The following is a 17,925-nucleotide window of genomic DNA, read 5'->3' on the forward strand; positions in this document are numbered from 1 at the left end:
TCAGGAGGATCGGATGCGTATCAGGCTCTTCTCTCTCAGCCTGTCAGATGCCATGAATATTACTGTAGGGAAAAGAATTCCACACGGCAAATAAAAGTTATATGCACTAATTTTGGAGATTTGCAACAGAAGATTGCCCTTCTTGCTATGGGCATTAAAAAAGTGATACCGGTCCACGTGATCAAATTAAAAAGCAACACCTAAAGCAATTGTGTTTCTTTTAAATGGCAGAGCCGGTCAGGCGTCTTTACTATTGGACAAAGATTCGAGTGTATTTACGCGAACGGGGGATTGTGGTATTGACGGGAAGCGTCGCTGCAGATACCTGACGTCATTCAGCGGCACGACCATCCATAGAGTTTCTCGGCTGCATTAATTACGATGTCGCGAGCGCGACTGCCTGTGCCGGTAAAAACGCGGTAAGATGTTGAAGTTACAACAAACAGAAATGGTCAAGGCTGGCCTGGCCGCGAGGAAAACGATGTCGAACCCCAAAAAACCCAATGTGATCCTGATGTCTGCGACGATCACGCCATCGAAAGACATGCCCGGTTCGACGAGGATGGACCCTGCCATCCGGATGAACGACTATATCGAGGCGCTCCGGTATTACGAGGCGGTGGCGCCGGAAGTCGCCGATCGCATCGTGTTTCTCGAAAACTCGGACACCGATCTGACCCCGCTGAAAAACGCGCTGCAGCGCAAGTCATTCAAGAACGTGGAATTCATCAGCGTCAGTTCGGATTACCCGCCGTCCAGAGGCAAGGGCTATGGCGAATTCAGGATGTTTGACGAGGGCCTGCTCGCCAGTAATGTGATCAAGGCGGATGATCACATCTGGAAAGTCACCGGCAGATTGAAAATTTTGAATATCGAGCAATTGATTTGCTCGGCGCCCGCCGATTACGAGGTGTATTGCGACCTGCGGGACGTGCCACTCATCGGCGAATCGCTGGGCGGTAATCTGTGGATGGAATTGCGTACGTTTGCCTTCCGTCGCGATGCCTATGACCGCTATTTCCGGGGCGAGTATGCCAAATCGTTCGTGCTCGAAAAGAAATTCTTCCAAACGATGAACGAGGCATTGCACACACCGAATACCAGAATCATTCCGCGTTTTCGCGTGCAACCGATCATCGATGGTTATTCCGGGTATTCGAATGCGAATTACCGTAGTTCCAGTTACAGGGCAAAAGAGAAACTGCGCATGATTGCCCGCAAGATCGCGCCAGGACTCTGGTTGTAATCCCGGCGGGTATCAGGTCAGGGCAATCTGACCAGCGAGGCCTTGACTGACGACGGTCCGGCCGCGCCGCTCGTTGCCGTCAGTGTGAATTTGGCGTCGGCCGGCCACACGAAGCGGCGGGATTGCCCGTTCGCGAGGTCCCGGGTGTCCTGCACCATCACGTTGTTGCTTGTCACCTGCAGCCGCAACGTGGCGCCGCCGGTCGCACTGACCGACAATTGAACGTGCGTGCCGGCCTGCGGCTTTGCCCATGTCACGGGCGTCATGCCGGCATTGCTCGAGTTGACGTACACGGTCTTGCCGGTCGTCGCATCGAACGACAGGCGCTGCTCGAGGGTGTCGTAGGCAGCCGTACCGGTGCCCGATTGCCGAGACCATGGACCCCGCATCGACAGGACGTTCATGTTCTGCTGCGCCTTGATCGCGGCGGTTGCCGGGTTGCCATTACCGTCGAGCCAACCCTGGACCGACGTCACCTGGCGCAGACCGGCACGAACCAGGTCGAGCTGGCTGGCGACCTCGTTGTCCCAGCCCTTGGGCATTAGATTGAAACCGGCGTCGTTTTCGGCATAGATGACGAATGGCGTGCCGGTGTTGTAGTCGACGACATACGCGCCATACAACTTGAGGGTCTCGACGATCTTCTTCAGGTCCGGATTGGTGATCGCGCTGCTGTCGAAACCGGGCGGCAGCATCAGCAATGCGCCTTGCGGAATGGCGCCGGTATTGGCTGCTGCCGTGTTGTCGGCCGAAGTGGCCGGGAAAATATAGGCCGGGCTGTTGACGCCGTTGGCCAGCCCATTCTTGGTCAGCGACATGGCCAGCGCATGCGGATACGTGGCCAGACCATCCTTGATCTCGTGTTTGCGAATCAGACCTGCCGACGCAGGAATACCGACCGCGCGGGCGCCCTGATAATAATGCGCGGGATCGCCCCAGCCGTTGCCGGAGAGCTTGCTCCACGAGTAAAGGGCGGCGGTCCAGCGCCCGTCTTTCTGTTTCAATTGCCAGAATGAATGGATGGTCTTCGTCACCGGGTCGACGATATCGGCATGACCGTCCGTGCCTGACGCCGGCAACACGCCTGCAGGCCAGCGGGGAATCGTGATCTCGCGGCTGCCGTTGTTGTCGGGGTCGGCAACGCCCACCGTGTGGGTGCCGGTGGAGCCCGGGCCGACCACGGTCATCGGCTTGTCCGTTGCCGATGCCACGAAGACGCCGGTCGAATACGCGCCCGACGCGACGGTCGGGAAGTAGCTCGACTTTGGAATGACGAAGGTGCCGAAGGTCGGGTTGACCGGGCGCGCGTTCCACAAGGACGTGGCCGCAAATGGACGCAGATAATTGCCGAACTCGGCAGCGCGCGCGCCCGTGCCTGGCGACGTTCCTGCCGCGCTGGTCTGGATGATGGTGAGCGCAGTGCAGACCAGAGTCGCAAGCAGGCGCGGTATCAACGCGTTGGGTAACAATGTCATAGTGCTCCAGTCAGAATGCTGTCATGCCCGGCGCACTGCATATGCCGGGCAACGCCGGCCACCGTCAGACGGCCACCGGCGCCTTGATCCCGGGATGCGGGTCATAGCCGGTGATCTCGAAATCCTCGAAGCGGTAGTCGAACAGTGAGTCAGGCTTGCGCTTGATGACCAGTTGCGGCAGCGCGCGCAGGTCGCGCGACAGTTGCAGGTCGACCTGCTCCATGTGGTTGGCGTACAGGTGGCAATCGCCGCCGGTCCAGATGAAGTCGCCGACCTCCAGGCCCGCCTGCTGGGCCATCATGTGGGTCAGGATCGCATACGAGGCGATATTGAATGGCACGCCCAGGAAAATGTCGGCGCTGCGCTGGTACAGCTGGCACGACAGCTTGCCATCGGCCACATAGAACTGGAACAGCGCATGGCACGGCGGCAGCTTCATCGACGGCACGTCCGCCACGTTCCAGGCGGAGACGATCATGCGGCGCGAGTCGGGCGTGGTGCGGATCTGCTCGAGCACCTGCGCGATCTGGTCGATGTGTTCGCCGGTCGGGGTCGGCCAGTTGCGCCACTGGTAGCCGTACACCGGGCCCAGATTACCGTCGGCGTCGGCCCATTCGTCCCAGATCGAGACGCCGTTCTCTTTCAGGTAGGCGATGTTGGTCGAGCCCTGCAGGAACCAGATCAGCTCATGGATGATCGACTTCAGGTGCACTTTTTTGGTGGTCAGGAGCGGAAAGCCTTCCTGCAGATCAAAGCGCATCTGGTAGCCGAACACCGAGCGGGTGCCGGTGCCGGTGCGGTCGGTCTTGGTGGCGCCATGCTGCTGGACATGGCGCATGAAGTCGAGATATTGGCGCATTGCGGGTGATGGTATGAAGGATCGTACAACCCGGCATTCTATCATCCGGTGCAGATGGGGGCACCTGGGCTGGCGCAGGCTGGTGCGGCCAGCCGGTCGGCAAAGCGCTGCAGCGCCAGGTGCAGCGCAGTGTCGGGCATCGCCAGCAGATTGTCACCCACGTAGATTTCAACGACGCTGGTGGCTGGCAGCGCGCCATGGGCGGCGCGGTTGTACAGCCAGATACCATCCTCGATCGCCAGCGCATCGCGGATCGCCAGTGCCTGCTCGCGCGATACGGGCAGGTGCAGGTGCAGCATATTGCTCTGCGGCGCGGCCGGGTTCACGCCGATTGCCGGGTGCGCCTGCAGCGCCGCGTACAGGAACTGCGTGCGCCTGAAATAATCGGGCATCGCTGCCAGTCGCGCATCGAAGTCCATCGCGGCTGCCACGACGTACGGCGAGCGGTGGATCACGTTGCCGCCCTGGCGCCGGAACCACTCGGCGCAGCGTGCCACGAACTCCCGGCTGCCGGCCAGCATCGCGCCGCCCAGACCGCCCAGTCCCTTGTACAGCGAAACATACACCGAATCGAAGCCGGCCGCGATTTGCGCCACGCTGCGCTCGTACCCGGCGGCCGCTTCCCACAGGCGCGCGCCATCCATGTGCAGGTGGATGCCGCGCTCACGGCAACTGCGCTTGATCGCCTCGAGTTCGTCCCAGGACGAGAGCTGGCCGCCGATCTCGCGCATGGGAATCTCGAGGCCGACGGCGCCCAGGTGGTCCGGTACTGCCAGCAGGTCGGCGGCCGACCATGGCCGGTGCCGGTCGCCCACGGGCAGCGCCTGGAAGTGGTCGAGTAACTGGTAGTTGGCGCGCTCGTGGACGAAGATGTGCGAGGTCGGATGCAGCGCCACCAGGCGGCTGGCGCGCTCGAGGCAGGCCAGGCGCAGCGCCGTTACCTGCGCCATCGTCCCGCTGACGCAGAACACAGCGGCTTCGAAGCCCAGTGTGGCCGCCACCTTGGCTTCGAACGATTGAATCAGGTCGCCATTGCCATACACGTCGTGATCGATGTCGTGCTGCTCGCACCAGGCGGCCATCGCCGCGAAGTGTTCGGCGGGACGGCGCTGGCGGTGGCCGGGGAAGATCGTGTGGCAGCGGCGCTGCAGGGCGGATTCTGACAAGGTGCACTCCGAAGGGACAGGAACTCTACTCTACACCGCGCCGGGCAGGCAAAGGAAACGCCCGGCCGGAAGGCCGGGCGCAGGACGCTTGATCGGCCGAACTTCAGCCGTGGGTCAGGGCCGTGCGGCGCGGGGCCGGTGCCGGTGCATCGTAGCCGAGGCTCGGGCCGTCTTCGGCCAGGCGGAAGCTGCGCACCGAGCGGGCGAGGGCATCGGCCTGCTCGTGCATCGCCTGCGCTGCGGCGCTGGCTTCTTCGACCAGCGCGGCATTCTGCTGCGTGGTCGTGTCCATCTCGACTACGGCGCGGTTGACTTCCTCTATGCCCTGGGTCTGCTCCTGGCTGGCGTTGCTGATCTCGGCCATGATGGCGGTGACGCGCTGCACGCTCGTCAGTACTTCCTGCATCGTGGTACCGGCTTGCGCCACCAGCGCGCTGCCGGCGCCGACTTCATGGTTCGAGGCGTCGATCAGGCCCTTGATTTCCTTGGCCGCTGCGGCCGAGCGCTGTGCCAGGTTACGCACCTCGGACGCCACGACCGCAAAACCGCGGCCCTGTTCGCCGGCCCGGGCCGCTTCGACGGCCGCGTTCAGGGCCAGGATATTGGTCTGGAACGCGATGCCATCGATGACGCTCGTGATGTCCGAAATCTTGCGCGAGGCGACCGTGATCGAATCCATGCGGGCGACCACTTGCGAGACCGTGTCGCCGCCTTTCTGCGCCACGCTCGATGCGGTGCGGGCAAATTCATTGGCCTGACGCGCATTGTCGGCGTTCTGGCGCACGGTCGTGGTCAGCTCGTCCATCGATGACGCGGTGGTGGCCAGGCTGGCCGCCTGTTCCTCGGTGCGGCTGCACAGGTCCAGGTTGCCGGTCGAGATCTGCTGCGAGGCGGCGGCAATGTGCTCAGCGCCGTCGCGTACCTTGCCGACCACGCCCGACAGGCTCTCGCCGATGTCGTTGATGGCAACGGTCAGGCGACCGATTTCGTCATTGTTGCGGGGCGCGATCCGGGCGGTCAGGTCGCCGCTGGCGATGCGGCGTGCCACTTCTTCGACCGCTGCCAGTGGGCGCGTCACTGTCGAGCGCACCAGCAGATACAGTAGCGTGGCCAGTACGGCCAGTGCGGCAATGCCAAACAGGATGAAGCGGTTGCGCAGCTGGGTTGCGGCGGCGGTGATCTCGTCGACATACGTGCCACCGGCGATGACCCAGTTCCAGTCCTTCATGTGCGTGTAGGCCGCGAATTTCTCGCGCGCGCCGGTATCGCCCGGATTTTGCCAGTCGTAGCGGACGGTGCCTTCCTTTTTCTCGAGCATTTCCTTGACGAACTCGTGGCCATTGGCCGATTTGCTGTCGAGGATGTTCTTGCCTTCGCTCTTCGGGTGCACGAGCAGCTCGCCATAGGTCTTGCCCGGCGCTGCCGACAGCACGTAGAAGTAGCCGCTGTCGCCGACCTTGATCGCATTGATGCGCTCCTTGAGGAAGGCGATGTCCTTGCTGATGTTGACGCCCACGTAGAGCGCGCCGACGACCTTGCCGGCGGCGTCGCGCACCGGCTCGTACTGGGTGATGAACTGCTTGCCGAACAGCGTGGCCAGGCCGACGTAGGTGCGCCCATCGCGCAGCGCGGCGTAGGCTGGCGCCGTCTTGTCCAGGGCCGTGCCGACGGCGCGGTCGCCGTTTTCCTTCTTGACCGACGTGGTCACGCGCACGAAGTCGTCGCCGGCGACGGCGAACACCGTGGCATTGGCGCCGGTTCGCTCGGTAAAGCTGTCCGGTACGGCGAAATCGAGGTTCAATGGCTTGCCGTCCACGCTCAGCGTCGGCACCTGGCGCCCGCCGATGTCGACGGTGGTGGCTTCGTCGAGCGCGTAGGCGCCCGTGAGCCCGGAACTGAAGATGCGGCCAAAGCTGACGGCCTGGCTCGACACGGTTTTGTTGAACAGCTCGACGGTATTGGTTACACCCTTGAGCTCGCTCGCCACGCTTTGCATCGCACGCTGCTCAAGCATGCTGGAGGTGGAAAGGGTGATCGTGGCGATCAGGACGGCCAGGATGACCGCTGCCAGGGCAAATGTGACCACGCTGATACGGGTGCCGACATTCCAGCTGGCTAAACTATATTTCTGGTTGCTCATGATAGTTGAGTAATGATGGAAGGTATAACCCGGGATCATACGCCCCACAACTTTTCATGAGGAAATAATTAGTGAGTTTTAGCAGTCATTGTGGTGCTCCGATGCAACATTACAACGGAATGTGACGAAAATCGATGGTTTGCTTGATCATTCCGCCATGATTGCGTCGAGAACAGATAGCGGATGTGGTAATGCTAACGGCGTTGTCTGCAGCCAGACGCGGCATGCTCCACTGCAGGCAGCACGCCTTGACGAAGCCGTTACGCGGCCACCGGCCCGTGCGCCTGGAACTGCAGCGCCGCCAGGTTGGCATACACGCCGCGCAGGGCGACCAGCTCGTGGTGCGTTCCCATCTCGACGATCTTGCCGCCATCGAAGACGACGATGCGGTCGGCGCGCTGCACGGTGGCCAGGCGGTGGGCGATGATGATTGTGGTGCGACCGACCATGGCCGCTTCGAGCGCGCGCTGCACGAGGCGTTCGGATTCGGCGTCGAGCGCACTGGTGGCTTCGTCGAGCAGCAGCAGCGGCGGGTTCTTCAGCAGCGCGCGCGCAATCGCGATGCGCTGGCGCTGGCCGCCCGAGAGGCGCACGCCGCGCTCGCCCAGGAACGAGCGGTAGCCTTCCGGCAGGCGCTCGATGAATTCGTGCGCCGCCGCCATGCGCGCCGCCGCGATCACTTCCTCGTCGGTGGCATCGGGTCGGCCGTAGCGGATGTTTTCCATTGCGTCGAGCGAGAACACGACGGTGTCCTGTGGCACGATGCCGACCGCACTGCGCAGCGTCTGCAGCGTCAGGTCGCGCACATCGACGCCGTCGAGGCGGATGCTGCCCGATTGCGGATCATAAAAGCGCAGCAGCAGCTGGAACAGCGTGGTCTTGCCGGCGCCGGACGGGCCGACGACGGCGACCGTCTCGCCAGGCTGGATCTCGAGCGCCAGGTGCGACAGAGCGGCTTCCTGCAGGCGTGACGGGTAGGCGAAGGTGACATTGTCGAGCGTCACGCGCGCGCCGTTGGCGGTGCGCGCGGGCAGCGTGGCCGGGTGCAGCGGGTCCTGGATGTCCGAACGTGCGCCCAGGAGTTCGAGCAGGCGCTCGGTGGCACCGGCGGCTCGCTGGGCGTCGCCCATCACTTCCGACAGCGCGCCGACCGAACCGGCGACAATGCCGGCGTACAGGATGAACTGTCCCAGTTCGCCCCCGGTCATGGTCCCGGCAATCACGGCGTGCGCGCCCAGCCACAGCACGAACACGATTGCCCCGAAGATCAGTACGATGGCCAGGAGCGTGAGCGTGGCGCGTGCGCGGATGCGGCGCATGGCGGTGGTGAACGCGCTTTCGACTTCGACGCCAAAGCGCCCGGCCTCGTAGCCTTCGCGCGTAAAGGCCTGCACGGTGGGCATGGCGTTGAGGATTTCACCGGCGACGGCCGAGGCATCGGCGATGCGGTCCTGCGAATCGCGCGAGAGCTTGCGCACGCGGCGGCCGAACAGCACGATCGGCAGCACCACCAGCACCAAGAGGCCGAGAATGATCGACGTCAGGCGCGGGCTCGTGATGAACAGCATCACCAGGCCGCCGATGAACAGCAGCGTGTTGCGCAGTGCCAGCGAGATGCTGGTGCCGACAATCGCCTGGATCAGCGTCGTGTCGGTGGTCAGGCGCGACAGGACTTCGCCGGTGCGTGTGGTCTCGAAGAACTCGGGACTCTGGCGCACCACGTGGCGATACACGGCGCTGCGGATATCGGCCGTTACGCGCTCACCGAGCCACGACACCATATAGAAGCGCGCGGCCGTGGCCACCGCCAGCACGGCGGCCACGCCGAACAGCGCCAGGAAAGTCGCGTTGACGTTCTCGATGCCGCGCGCGGTGGCCGAGGCGCCGAACCCCAGGTCGATCATCTGCTTGAAGGCAGCGGGGATCGCCAGCGTGGCGCCGGCCGCGAACAGCAGCGCGATGCCGGCCAGGATGAACTGGCGCCGGTAGGGCGCCATGAACGGGATCAAGCCCTTGAGGGTCGAGAGGCTGCTCTTGCGGGAACTGTCTGCGTCGGGGGAGGCGGTGGAGCTGGTGGTGCGCGTCGTCATCGTGTCTTCGTGGGATTCTTATAGTTTCATCGGCTGCACATAGCCGGTCATCTCGAGGTAGCCGCGGCCGACGCGGCGGCCGTTCTGCTGGATCGTGACTGCACCTTCCCAGTACACGGCGCCCGTCGAGCGGCGCGAATCGAGTTCCTGGTCGTTCTGCAGCGGGACGATCTGCCATACCTGGTCGCCGGTGGCGATCGTGGTGGCGATCGGGTAGGTCGCCTGTGTGCGCGGCGATGTCCACAGCGTTTGCGGGGTGAACGTGATCTGCTCCGGCGCGTAATGCGTGACCTTGCCCGCCTTGTCGCGCCGGCTGGCGTGCGCCCATAGTTTACCACCTTGCTTGTCGCGGATCTGGAAAGCCATCAGCGCGCCGCCATCGTCGAGATTGGCGCCGACCCAGTTCCAGCCCACGGCGTCGGGTTGCAGGGCTTCGCTCGACCATTCGTGATCGAGCCAGGCGCTGCCGGTGACCGCCGTGGCGGCCATGCCGGCGCGGCCCACGTTGCCCGTCACGGCCAGTTGCGGCTCGCTGTAGTAGTAGCTGGCATGCTGGGCACTGGGGCCCTTGCGCGAATAGCCGCCCTGGCCCTGCGCCAGCACCGGCTGCGTGGGGCGCAGGCGCAGTTCCAGCGTCAGCTGGTTCGAGCGGATGGTCACGCGGTAGGTGCCGTCGTTGTCGCGCACCATGCGCCAGTCGTCCAGTTTCAGGTCGGTGTTGCCGGGGCGGGCCCAGGCCAGGCCGAAGCCTTCACGCGCGCTGCGCTGGTCGTGCACCAGGCGCCCGACCGACGGATCGGACAGCGCCGCATGGCCGATCACCAGCTGGCGCGGCGTAAAGTGACTCGGGTTGGCGCCGTCGACGCCCGTGCGGCTGCGAAAGAACGTGACCTGGAAACCCAGCGGGCGCTTGTCGGGCGTTTCGACCCAGCCGGTGACGTACCACCACTCGGTGCGAAACTCGGGATGGGCGCCGTAGTCGCGCGGGAATGTCAGCGCCGCACCGGGCGTGACGGGGGCAAACACGGGCGGTTCGGCGCGCGCGGACAGCGCCAGCAGCGAGAGCAATACACCTAGGATGAAACGCATTACCAATCCTCTCTGACAGCGCGCACCGGACCGCCCGACAAGGCCTGACGGCCCGACACGAGCGCGGTGGCGACGGACGCGGCGACCAGCACCCCGGCCACACTGCCCAGCAATGGCCAGGGCAGATGCAAGCCCATGGTCCAGTGAAACGACTGCGGGTTGATCACGAATACCAGGATCAGGCTGATCACCAGTCCGAGCACGAAACCGGCGATGACGCCCAGGCCGGTGAGCAGGCCGCCTTCGAAAGCGAGCAGCTGCAACACCTGGCGCCGCGTGACGCCGACGTGGCGCAGCATACCGAATTCTCGCGCCCGTGCCAAAGTCTGGGCCGAAAAACTGGCGGCGATGCCCGATAGCCCGATGGCGATCGCGATCGCCTCCAGCAAGTACGTCACGGCGAAACTGCGGTCGAAGATTTTCAGACTCGCCGCGCGGATGTCGCCCGGGCGCATGAAGGTGAGCGCCGCGCCGAACGGCAGCGCGCGCAAACGGGTTTCCAGCGCGGCCGCGTCGATGCCATCCGCCGTCCACAGCGCCGCGTCGGTGACGGCCCCTTCGCCCGTCAACTGGCGGTAATCGGCCAGCTGGATGACGACCGAGCCGCTCTGGTTCGCGTAATCGCGCCAGGCGCCGGCGACAAAGAACGGCGTTTCGGCGCCGCCCAGGGGCAGGCGCAGGGTCTGGCCGACGCGCGCGCCGTACAGGTCAAGCAGCGCCTCGGAGACCCAGGCCGGCCGCGCGCCGGCAGGAATCGGCGCACTCGCGCCCACCAGATACAACAGGCGCGCCGGATCGCGCACGTCGATGTCGCGCGCGATGACGACGACCGGCGGACGCTCGGGCGCCAGCGACACGCGCCGCGTGCGCAGGAACTGGATCTGCTGGACGCCGGGCAGCGCGGTGAGCGCCGTCTGCTGCGCCGGGCTCAAATAACCGGTGCCGCCGGCGTCGACCGTGCGCACATACAGGTCGGCGGGCAGGATATGCCCCATCCAGTCGTCGACCGAGACCCGGAAGCTCGACACCATGATCCCCATCGCGACCATCAGGCTGAAACTGGCCAGGATGCCGCCCAGCGCAATCGAGGCCTGGCCCGGCGCATTGGCCAGACGACCCAGCGACAGCGCCAGCACCGGCATCGGGTGCCGCTTCTTTGCCAGCAAGCCTTCGAGCGCGCGGAACGTGACGGCGGCAAAGCGCGGCATCAGGCCGATGCCGCCGACGAGCAGCAGCGCGATCGCCAGGTAGCCAAACAGCGGCAGCTCGAACACGGGCGGCGCGAACGCGAACAGCGCGGCGATCGTCAGGCATGCGAGCGACGGCCACACGCGCGCCAGGCGCGAGAGCGGCGCTTCGTCGGCGCCGGACTTGATCGCCACGGCCGGGCGTGCGCGCGCCGCTTCCCACGCCGGCGCCAGGCAACCGAGCAAGGCCACGCCCAGGCCCAGGCCGAAGAAGACGATGGCCGCACCGGGCGTGAACGCCACTTGCGGACGGATGCCCGGGAAATAACCGGCGCCCAGGTCCCCGCCAAAATAATGCAGGGCTGTCGCGGCCAGCGCATAGCCGGCGCCGATCCCCAGCAGGCTGCCGGCCACGCCCAGGCTCGCGCCTTCGAGCAGCACCTGGCGCAGCAACTGACCCCGTTCGAAGCCCAGCACGCGCAACAGCGCGAACTGGCTGCGCCGGCGCATGACCGACAGCGCCTGGGTCGAGAACACCAGGAAGGCGCCGGTAAACAACGCGACCAGCGCCAGCACCGTGAGATTGACGCGGTAGGCACGGCTCATGTTCTCGGTGCGGCTTTCCTGGTCGGCGTCGTTCGGTTGGCCGACCGTGAAGCGGCCCGGCCAGGTGCGCTCGAGATCGGCCGCTAGAGCGCGCTGGAAGGCAGCGCGGTCGACGCCGCTGCGCAGCTTGAGATCCACGCGCGAGAGCTTGCCCACGCGGTCCAGGCGCCACTGCAGCGCGCCGATGTCCATCACCGCCAGGCGCTGGCCGCTGCGCGCCCGTTGCACGGGGCCGGCCACGCGCAGCGTGACGATGCCGGTGCCGGCGCGCAGATTCAGTGTATCGCCGCGCCGCTTGCCCAGCCACGCTTCGGCGGCGGGTGACAGGAACAGTGCATCGTCGGCCAGCACATCCAGCATGCGGCCTTCGCCTGGCACGCCGGTCAGGTCGGGCGAAATGTAGCCGGCGCGGAAGGCGTCGATGCCGATGATGCGCAGCGGTGTGTCCTGGCCCGGCACGCCGGCCTGCACCTCGAGGATGGGCGCGGCCACCGCGACGTCCGGGTGGCTGGCCAGGCGCGGGTAGACCGCTTCGTCAAACACCAGTTCGCGGCCCTGGACCTGGATGTCGGCCTGGCCCGAGAGGCTCTTGACGGCGGCCGAGAATTCATTGAAGGCGGCAGCGTTGATCAGGTGGATGGCAAAGCCCATCGACACGCCGACGGCAATCGCGGCAATCGCGACCAGCGCACGGACCGGGTGCGCACGCCACTCGCCGAGCAGCAGCCAGCGCGTGAGCCGGCTCAACCCGGGCATTCGACCGCCAGTGTTTCGGCCTGGCGGCGCGCCTTGATGCGCGCGACGGCTTTTGCCTCATCGGTGCTGCGCGCCAGGTCTTCGTCGGCCCAGCGTGCCTGCAGGCGCAGCTTGTCGCAGCGCTTGCGCAGGGTCAGCGCAGCGCGGCCGGCGCGTTCGAATTCCTGCGCGTCACGCGCAGCCTGCGCGGTGCGTGTCCCCTCGATGGACGCCAATGCGGTGCGCGCAGCGGCCAGGCGCGCGGCTTGCACCGGATCGGGCCTCGGGGCGGGCGGCAGCGCGAGCGGCGCACCGGCGCCAGGGCAGGGTCGGTCGGCGTAGCTCACGTGCGTTCCCTCATGACATTTGTAGACCGTGCCGGCCGTGGCCAACCGGCACACGGCGCAGCACGTCGCGCACAATACAAAACACCACAGGCAACGCATGGCAGGCTCCCGGTCATAGTATTTTCCCGGGATTCATGATGCCCAGCGGGTCGAGCGCGGTTTTGATGGCACGCATCATGCCAAGTTCGACCGGCGACTTGGTGCGCGCCAGCTCGTCGCGTTTCAGCGCGCCGATGCCGTGCTCGGCCGAGATCGAACCGGCAAACGCGACCACCGCGTCGTGGACGATGCGGTTGACCGCATCCTGCTCCAGAAGGAACGCTTCGTGCGCGACACCCGGCGGCGGCGCGACGTTGTAGTGCAGGTTGCCATCGCCCAGGTGGCCGAACGTGACCAGCACGCAGCCGGGAAACGCCCGCTCGAGTGCAGCGTCGGTATGGGCAATGAACTCCGGAATCGTCGAGACCGGCAACGAGATATCGTGCTTGATGTTCTTGCCGGCCGCCGCCTGGGCCAATGGGATGTGTTCCCGCAGGCGCCACAGGCCAAGTGCTTGCTGGCTGGACGTGGCCACGACGGCGTCGCGTGCGATGCCATCTTCCAGCGCGGCGCCGATGCCTGACTCGAGCAGCGCCTGCGCATGGGCTTCGGATTCATTGCTCGACAATTCCACGAGCGCATACTGCGGATGGCGCGTGGCGAATGGCTGCGGCAGGGCAGGGAACTGTTGCGCGACCAGGTCCAGGCAGACGGCGGACATCAGCTCAAAGCCCGTCAGCGCGGCGCCGCAGCGCGCCTGTAGCAGGTTCAGCAGCGCGAGCGCCTGGCGCGGCGAGTCCAGCGCCACGAGGGCCGTGAGCATGCCGCGCGGCGCCGGAAACAGTTTCAACACCGCCGCCGTGATGACCCCCAGCGTGCCTTCGGCGCCGATGAACAGGTCGCGCAGCGCGTAGCCGGTGTTGTCCTTGCGCAGGCCGCGCAGACCATCCCACACGTCGCCCTGGGCATTGACGACTTCAAGGCCCAGGCACAGGTCGCGCGTGTTCCCGTAACGCAGCACGGCGGTGCCGCCGGCATTGGTCGACAGGTTGCCGCCAATCGTACACGATCCTTCGGCGGCGAGCGACAGCGGATACAGCATGCCGGCCCCGGCGGCGGCGGCCTGGATGTCGGCCAGGATGCAGCCGGCCTCGACCGTCATGGTGCGGTTGGCCGGATCGATTGCGCGGATGCGGTTCAGGCGGCGCAGCGACAGCACGATGGCATCACCAGAGGTATCGGGCACGCTGCCCATGACCAGGCCGGTACGGCCGCCTTGCGGGACGATGGGCACACCGGCGTTGGCGCACAGGCGCACGATTGCAGCGACCTGATCGGTGTCGAGGGGCAGCACGACGGCGCGCGCGCGGCCACTGTAGCGGCCGCGCCAGTCGGCCAGATAGCCCGCCATGTCGGCATGAATCGTGATGACGTGGTCGACGCCCACGATGGACCGCAGCTGTTGCAGGAAGGCGGCCGCTGACTGATCAACCATGCGGAACTTTGACCTTGTCCAGCAATTCCTTGGCCATGCGCTGCGCGTCCTTCTTGAATGGGCGCAGATACAGCAGGGCGCAAACATAGAACACGACCACCAGCACAACTTCACCGATGGCCATCTGGCGCGACAGCAGGTTGGTATCGGCCCAGGCCCGCACGGCGCCTTCGGCAAAGTAGATCAGGATCAGCATCGACGACCATTGCAGCGTGTACAGGTCGCGCTTGATCACGCCGCGCAGCGGCAGCAGCAGCGGCAGCGCTTTCAGGGCCAGCAGCCAGCTGCCGGGCTGGAGGGGTGCCACGAACGCTTCCCATGCCACCAGCCAGCCGATCAGCCAGACCAGGCTGAGTACCGCGCCGATATGAAAGACTCTGCCTTTGCCCATTATTGACCTTCGTGCAGTTTGAGCGCCGCGCTTGCCAGGCGGCGACCGAGCGCGATCGACAAGGCGCGCTCGTCCTCGGTGATGGCGCGTTTGCCATCGACGCCGGCCCAGTGGGTGGCGCCGTACGGGCTGCCGCCACTGGCCGTGTTCATCAGTTCGGGGTGTGTGTACGGCAGGCCCATCACGAGCATGCCGTGGTGCAGCAGGGGAATCATCATCGACAGCAGCGTTGCTTCCTGCCCGCCGTGCAGGCTGCCGGTGGACGTGAACACGACGGCCGGCTTGCCCGACAGCGTGCCATTGACCCATTCGGCGGCGGTGCCGTCGAGGAAGTACTTCATGCTGGAGGCCATATTGCCAAAGCGCGTGGGCGAGCCCAGCGCCAGGCCCGCGCACTCGGCCAGGTCGGCCGCGTCGACATACGGCGCGCCATCGTCGGGGATGGACGGTGCGGTCGCTTCGGCCACCGACGACACGGCGGGCACGGTGCGCAGGCGCGCCTCGGCTCCGGGGACGCTGTCCACGCCCTGGGCGATCAGTTCTGCCAGCTTGCGCGTGGCGCCGTGGCGGGAGTAATACAAAACCAGGATGCTCAAAGGGTTCGTGTTCATCCTTGGTATTATAGTGCGCTTTGTTGAAGTGACATGCCCGGGTTGACGCCCAATTCGCGGCCTGAATCGGGTATTTCCATGGCCATGCCGAACCAACCGCCGCAGCATCTTTCCCAGCATCCTTCCCACGTCGTTACCGAGAACGCCGATGGCAGCCTCGAACGCAGCCTGACGCGGGCCGAAGCCAAGGATCTTGTTCGGTTTGCGCTGCGCCGCCTGCGCGAAGAGCGCCTGCCGCAGGTTGCCGGCAGCCTGACGTTTACGACCACGCTGGCGCTGGTGCCGCTGCTCACGATCGTGTTGGCTATTTTCACGATGTTCCCGGCGTTCGGCCAGGTGCGCACGATGGTCGACGCCTGGTTCGTGCAGAACCTGATGCCGCCGGCCATTGCCAGCACGATCAGCGGCAACCTGACGCAGTTTGCCAGCAAGGCCAAGGGCCTGTCGGCGCTGGGCGCGGTGGCGCTGCTGTTTACGACGGCCGCGACGATGAGCCTGATCGAGCGGGTCTTCAACCAGATCTGGGGCGTGCGCCAGCCGCGGCCTTGGACCCAGCGCCTGCTGGTGTACTGGGCCTTGATCACGCTGGGTCCGATCCTGTTCGGCGCCTCGCTCAGTTTCACGTCGCAGCTGGTGGACGTCACCGGCGGGCTGGAGCGCGATGCCAGCGTACTGGCCACGCTGGCCTTCACCCTTGCCTCGATTGCCGCGACAACAGGTGGCTACACGCTGCTGTACGTGGCGGTGCCGAATCGCCACGTCGCCTGGCGCGACGCCTTCTGGGGCGCACTCGCCGCCGCGATCGCGTTCGAAGTCGCCAAGCGCGTGTTCGGCCTGTTCATCCGCCAGTTTCCGACCTACGCCATCATCTATGGCGCGCTGGCCGCACTGCCGTTGTTCCTGGTCTGGATCTATGTCACCTGGATGATCACGCTGGTGGGCGCCTTGCTGACGGCGGCGCTGCCGGTCGTCAAATACGAACGCTGGTGGTACCAGGCCGCGCCCGGCGGCGCCTTCGTCGACGCGATGTCGGTGCTGAAGGTCCTGCACGGCAGCGCCAAGCTGACTGGCACGGCGCTCGTGTCCGGCAGCACCATCCGCCATCACACGCGGATCGGTTACAACGAACTGGCGCGCCTGCTGCACCGCATGGTGGCCGAAGGCTGGGTCGGGCGCGTGCATGACCAGGCGCCCACCAAGATCAGCTGGCGCCATACCAAGCGCGCCAGCCAGGAGCACTGGGTGCTGCTGGCCGACCCGGATACGCTGCGCCTGGCCGACGTGTACCGCCTGTTCGTGTTCGACTTCGCGGTGGAAGAGGCCGTGCAGCGCGAAGAAGAGGCCAGCCCCGATACCACCCTGTCGCTCGACACCGGCGCGCTGGCGCGCCGGGTCGAAGAGGCGGTCGAGGCCGGCCTGGGCGAAACCCTGCGCGAGCATTTCGGCGACGCCGGGGACGCCAACGCCGACGTGGATGCCGACGTTGATGCTGTTACGGCGCCGGTCAGCTGATCAATCGTTCCGCCTGCGCCAGCAGCGCGTCTGAGACCGCCTCGGGCGCTTCCTGCATCATCGCGTGGCCCGTCTCGGCCGTGACGATCGACGCATGCGCGATCGCGTCGGTCAGCAACCCGGCCTTGCGCGGCGGCGTCATCTTGTCCTGCGTACCCTGCACGACCACGACCGGGCAGGTGATCGATGCAGCCGCAGTCAAGCCATTACCGTACGCATTGCACGCGGCCAGATCGGTGTGCAGCAGCGGCTCACTGCTCCCTGCTGCCACTCGCCGCATCATGTCACGCGCGGCGTCGGCGATCGACGGGTCGCTCCATGCTGCATGCGACCAGGTCACGACCAAGTCGATGGCGGCCTGCTGATCGTCCAGCGCAGTAGCAAGCAACGCGTCAGCTACCTTCATCGGGAAGGTCGCGCCCAGCAAGGCCAGGCCGGCGGCGCGCTGCGGCGCGCGGTACGCCGCTTCCAGCACGACCAGCGAACCCATGCTGTGACCGGCCAGCAGCGCACGCTTGACGCCCGCCGCATCGAGCAGGGCGATCAGCCAGTCGGCCAGTGCCTCGACCGAGCGCAGCGCCGGCCCGCTGCTGCGGCCATGGCCGGGCAGGTCGGGCGCCAGCACGGCAACGCCGCGCGCGGCCAGCGCCCGGCTTTGCTGCAGCCACACCGTGTGGTCGTTCAGGGCGCCGTGCACCAGCACGACCGTGGGCAGTGCCGGGTCGAACGCGTTGTCACCGGTATGGCAGAAGGCGGTGTGCCCGTCGATCGCGAGTTGCATGTCAGATAGCCTGTCTTGATGGAAGCCAGCCATCCTAGCAGCGTTGGCCGTTTGCGCAATCTGCACTGCACCATTGGGCCGGCGTCTCTGCACCATGAGGTGGCGCAAAGCTGGATTTTTTAGCGGGCATAGGCTACAGTCGGCGTTATGCCTTAT

General features: G+C 65.6%; 14 protein-coding genes. 2 read left to right on the top strand and 12 right to left on the bottom strand.

Annotation, left to right across the window (positions count from 1 at the left end; all coding sequences use genetic code 11):
- The first annotated feature begins 424 nt into the window (after window positions 1-424).
- Entirely contained in the window at window positions 425-1,246 is an 822-nt protein-coding gene (locus AC56LY_RS07375) for a hypothetical protein (protein ID WP_499577952.1), read from the top strand.
- A 17-nt stretch (window positions 1,247-1,263) separates the two neighbouring features.
- On the opposite strand, the gene AC56LY_RS07380 is transcribed toward AC56LY_RS07375, so the two are convergent.
- From AC56LY_RS07380 to wrbA, 11 genes are all read right to left on the bottom strand, one after another.
- Complete coding sequence (locus tag AC56LY_RS07380; RefSeq protein ID WP_499577955.1) at window positions 1,264-2,721, bottom strand: PEGA domain-containing protein; 1,458 nt, start codon at window positions 2,719-2,721, stop codon at window positions 1,264-1,266.
- A gap of 64 nt (window positions 2,722-2,785) precedes the next feature.
- Entirely contained in the window at window positions 2,786-3,580 is a 795-nt protein-coding gene (locus AC56LY_RS07385) for a thymidylate synthase (RefSeq protein ID WP_499577957.1), read from the bottom strand.
- A gap of 41 nt (window positions 3,581-3,621) precedes the next feature.
- Window positions 3,622-4,746 (bottom strand): threonine aldolase family protein, encoded by a 1,125-nt coding sequence (locus AC56LY_RS07390; RefSeq protein WP_499577959.1) that lies wholly within the window; start codon window positions 4,744-4,746, stop codon window positions 3,622-3,624.
- A 103-nt stretch (window positions 4,747-4,849) separates the two neighbouring features.
- Window positions 4,850-6,886 (bottom strand): methyl-accepting chemotaxis protein, encoded by a 2,037-nt coding sequence (locus AC56LY_RS07395; RefSeq protein WP_499577961.1) that lies wholly within the window; start codon window positions 6,884-6,886, stop codon window positions 4,850-4,852.
- Window positions 6,887-7,146: 260 nt separating this feature from the next.
- Window positions 7,147-8,976 (bottom strand): ABC transporter transmembrane domain-containing protein, encoded by a 1,830-nt coding sequence (locus tag AC56LY_RS07400; RefSeq protein WP_499577963.1) that lies wholly within the window; start codon window positions 8,974-8,976, stop codon window positions 7,147-7,149.
- A gap of 18 nt (window positions 8,977-8,994) precedes the next feature.
- Window positions 8,995-10,065 (bottom strand): lipocalin-like domain-containing protein, encoded by a 1,071-nt coding sequence (locus AC56LY_RS07405; protein ID WP_499577965.1) that lies wholly within the window; start codon window positions 10,063-10,065, stop codon window positions 8,995-8,997.
- Entirely contained in the window at window positions 10,065-12,614 is a 2,550-nt protein-coding gene (locus AC56LY_RS07410; RefSeq protein WP_499577966.1) for an FtsX-like permease family protein, read from the bottom strand. The genes AC56LY_RS07405 and AC56LY_RS07410 overlap by 1 nt, the downstream gene beginning before the upstream one ends.
- A complete protein-coding gene (locus AC56LY_RS07415; RefSeq protein WP_499577967.1) occupies window positions 12,602-12,940 on the bottom strand; it encodes a DUF4124 domain-containing protein in 339 nt (112 codons plus the stop codon). The genes AC56LY_RS07410 and AC56LY_RS07415 overlap by 13 nt, the downstream gene beginning before the upstream one ends.
- A 112-nt stretch (window positions 12,941-13,052) precedes the next feature.
- The gene (locus tag AC56LY_RS07420; protein WP_499577968.1) at window positions 13,053-14,474 is read right to left on the bottom strand and encodes an FAD-binding oxidoreductase; all 1,422 of its coding nucleotides are present in this window, start codon (window positions 14,472-14,474) and stop codon (window positions 13,053-13,055) included.
- Window positions 14,467-14,865, bottom strand: coding sequence for a DUF2069 domain-containing protein (locus AC56LY_RS07425; RefSeq protein WP_499577969.1), 399 nt, complete (start codon window positions 14,863-14,865; stop codon window positions 14,467-14,469). The genes AC56LY_RS07420 and AC56LY_RS07425 overlap by 8 nt, the downstream gene beginning before the upstream one ends.
- A complete protein-coding gene (gene wrbA, locus AC56LY_RS07430; protein WP_499577970.1) occupies window positions 14,865-15,476 on the bottom strand; it encodes an NAD(P)H:quinone oxidoreductase in 612 nt (203 codons plus the stop codon). The genes AC56LY_RS07425 and wrbA overlap by 1 nt, the downstream gene beginning before the upstream one ends.
- Window positions 15,477-15,554: 78 nt before the next feature.
- Here wrbA and AC56LY_RS07435 point away from each other — a divergent pair, with 78 nt between their 5' ends.
- A complete protein-coding gene (locus AC56LY_RS07435) occupies window positions 15,555-16,988 on the top strand; it encodes a YihY family inner membrane protein (protein ID WP_499577972.1) in 1,434 nt (477 codons plus the stop codon).
- Here the strand turns inward: AC56LY_RS07435 and AC56LY_RS07440 are convergent.
- On the bottom strand, window positions 16,981-17,769 hold the full coding sequence (locus AC56LY_RS07440) for an alpha/beta fold hydrolase (protein ID WP_499577974.1): 789 nt from the start codon (window positions 17,767-17,769) through the stop codon (window positions 16,981-16,983). The two genes, AC56LY_RS07435 and AC56LY_RS07440, sit on opposite strands and share 8 nt — an antisense overlap.
- Window positions 17,770-17,925: the final 156 nt, after the last annotated feature.

The sequence above is a fragment of the Telluria sp. ZT3P25 genome, assembly GCF_059685895.1.

What these genes read in the sequence shown, in the direction of transcription:
- AC56LY_RS07375 (WP_499577952.1), top strand. Translation starts at nt 425, where the DNA reads ATGTTGAAGTTACAACAAACAGAAATGGTCAAGGCTGGCCTGGCCGCG.
- AC56LY_RS07380 (WP_499577955.1), bottom strand. Translation starts at nt 2,721, where the DNA reads ATGACATTGTTACCCAACGCGTTGATACCGCGCCTGCTTGCGACTCTG.
- AC56LY_RS07385 (WP_499577957.1), bottom strand. Translation starts at nt 3,580, where the DNA reads ATGCGCCAATATCTCGACTTCATGCGCCATGTCCAGCAGCATGGCGCC.
- AC56LY_RS07395 (WP_499577961.1), bottom strand. Translation starts at nt 6,886, where the DNA reads ATGAGCAACCAGAAATATAGTTTAGCCAGCTGGAATGTCGGCACCCGT.
- AC56LY_RS07400 (WP_499577963.1), bottom strand. Translation starts at nt 8,976, where the DNA reads ATGACGACGCGCACCACCAGCTCCACCGCCTCCCCCGACGCAGACAGT.
- AC56LY_RS07405 (WP_499577965.1), bottom strand. Translation starts at nt 10,065, where the DNA reads ATGCGTTTCATCCTAGGTGTATTGCTCTCGCTGCTGGCGCTGTCCGCG.
- AC56LY_RS07410 (WP_499577966.1), bottom strand. Translation starts at nt 12,614, where the DNA reads ATGCCCGGGTTGAGCCGGCTCACGCGCTGGCTGCTGCTCGGCGAGTGG.
- AC56LY_RS07420 (WP_499577968.1), bottom strand. Translation starts at nt 14,474, where the DNA reads ATGGTTGATCAGTCAGCGGCCGCCTTCCTGCAACAGCTGCGGTCCATC.
- AC56LY_RS07425 (WP_499577969.1), bottom strand. Translation starts at nt 14,865, where the DNA reads ATGGGCAAAGGCAGAGTCTTTCATATCGGCGCGGTACTCAGCCTGGTC.
- wrbA (WP_499577970.1), bottom strand. Translation starts at nt 15,476, where the DNA reads ATGAACACGAACCCTTTGAGCATCCTGGTTTTGTATTACTCCCGCCAC.
- AC56LY_RS07435 (WP_499577972.1), top strand. Translation starts at nt 15,555, where the DNA reads ATGGCCATGCCGAACCAACCGCCGCAGCATCTTTCCCAGCATCCTTCC.
- AC56LY_RS07440 (WP_499577974.1), bottom strand. Translation starts at nt 17,769, where the DNA reads ATGCAACTCGCGATCGACGGGCACACCGCCTTCTGCCATACCGGTGAC.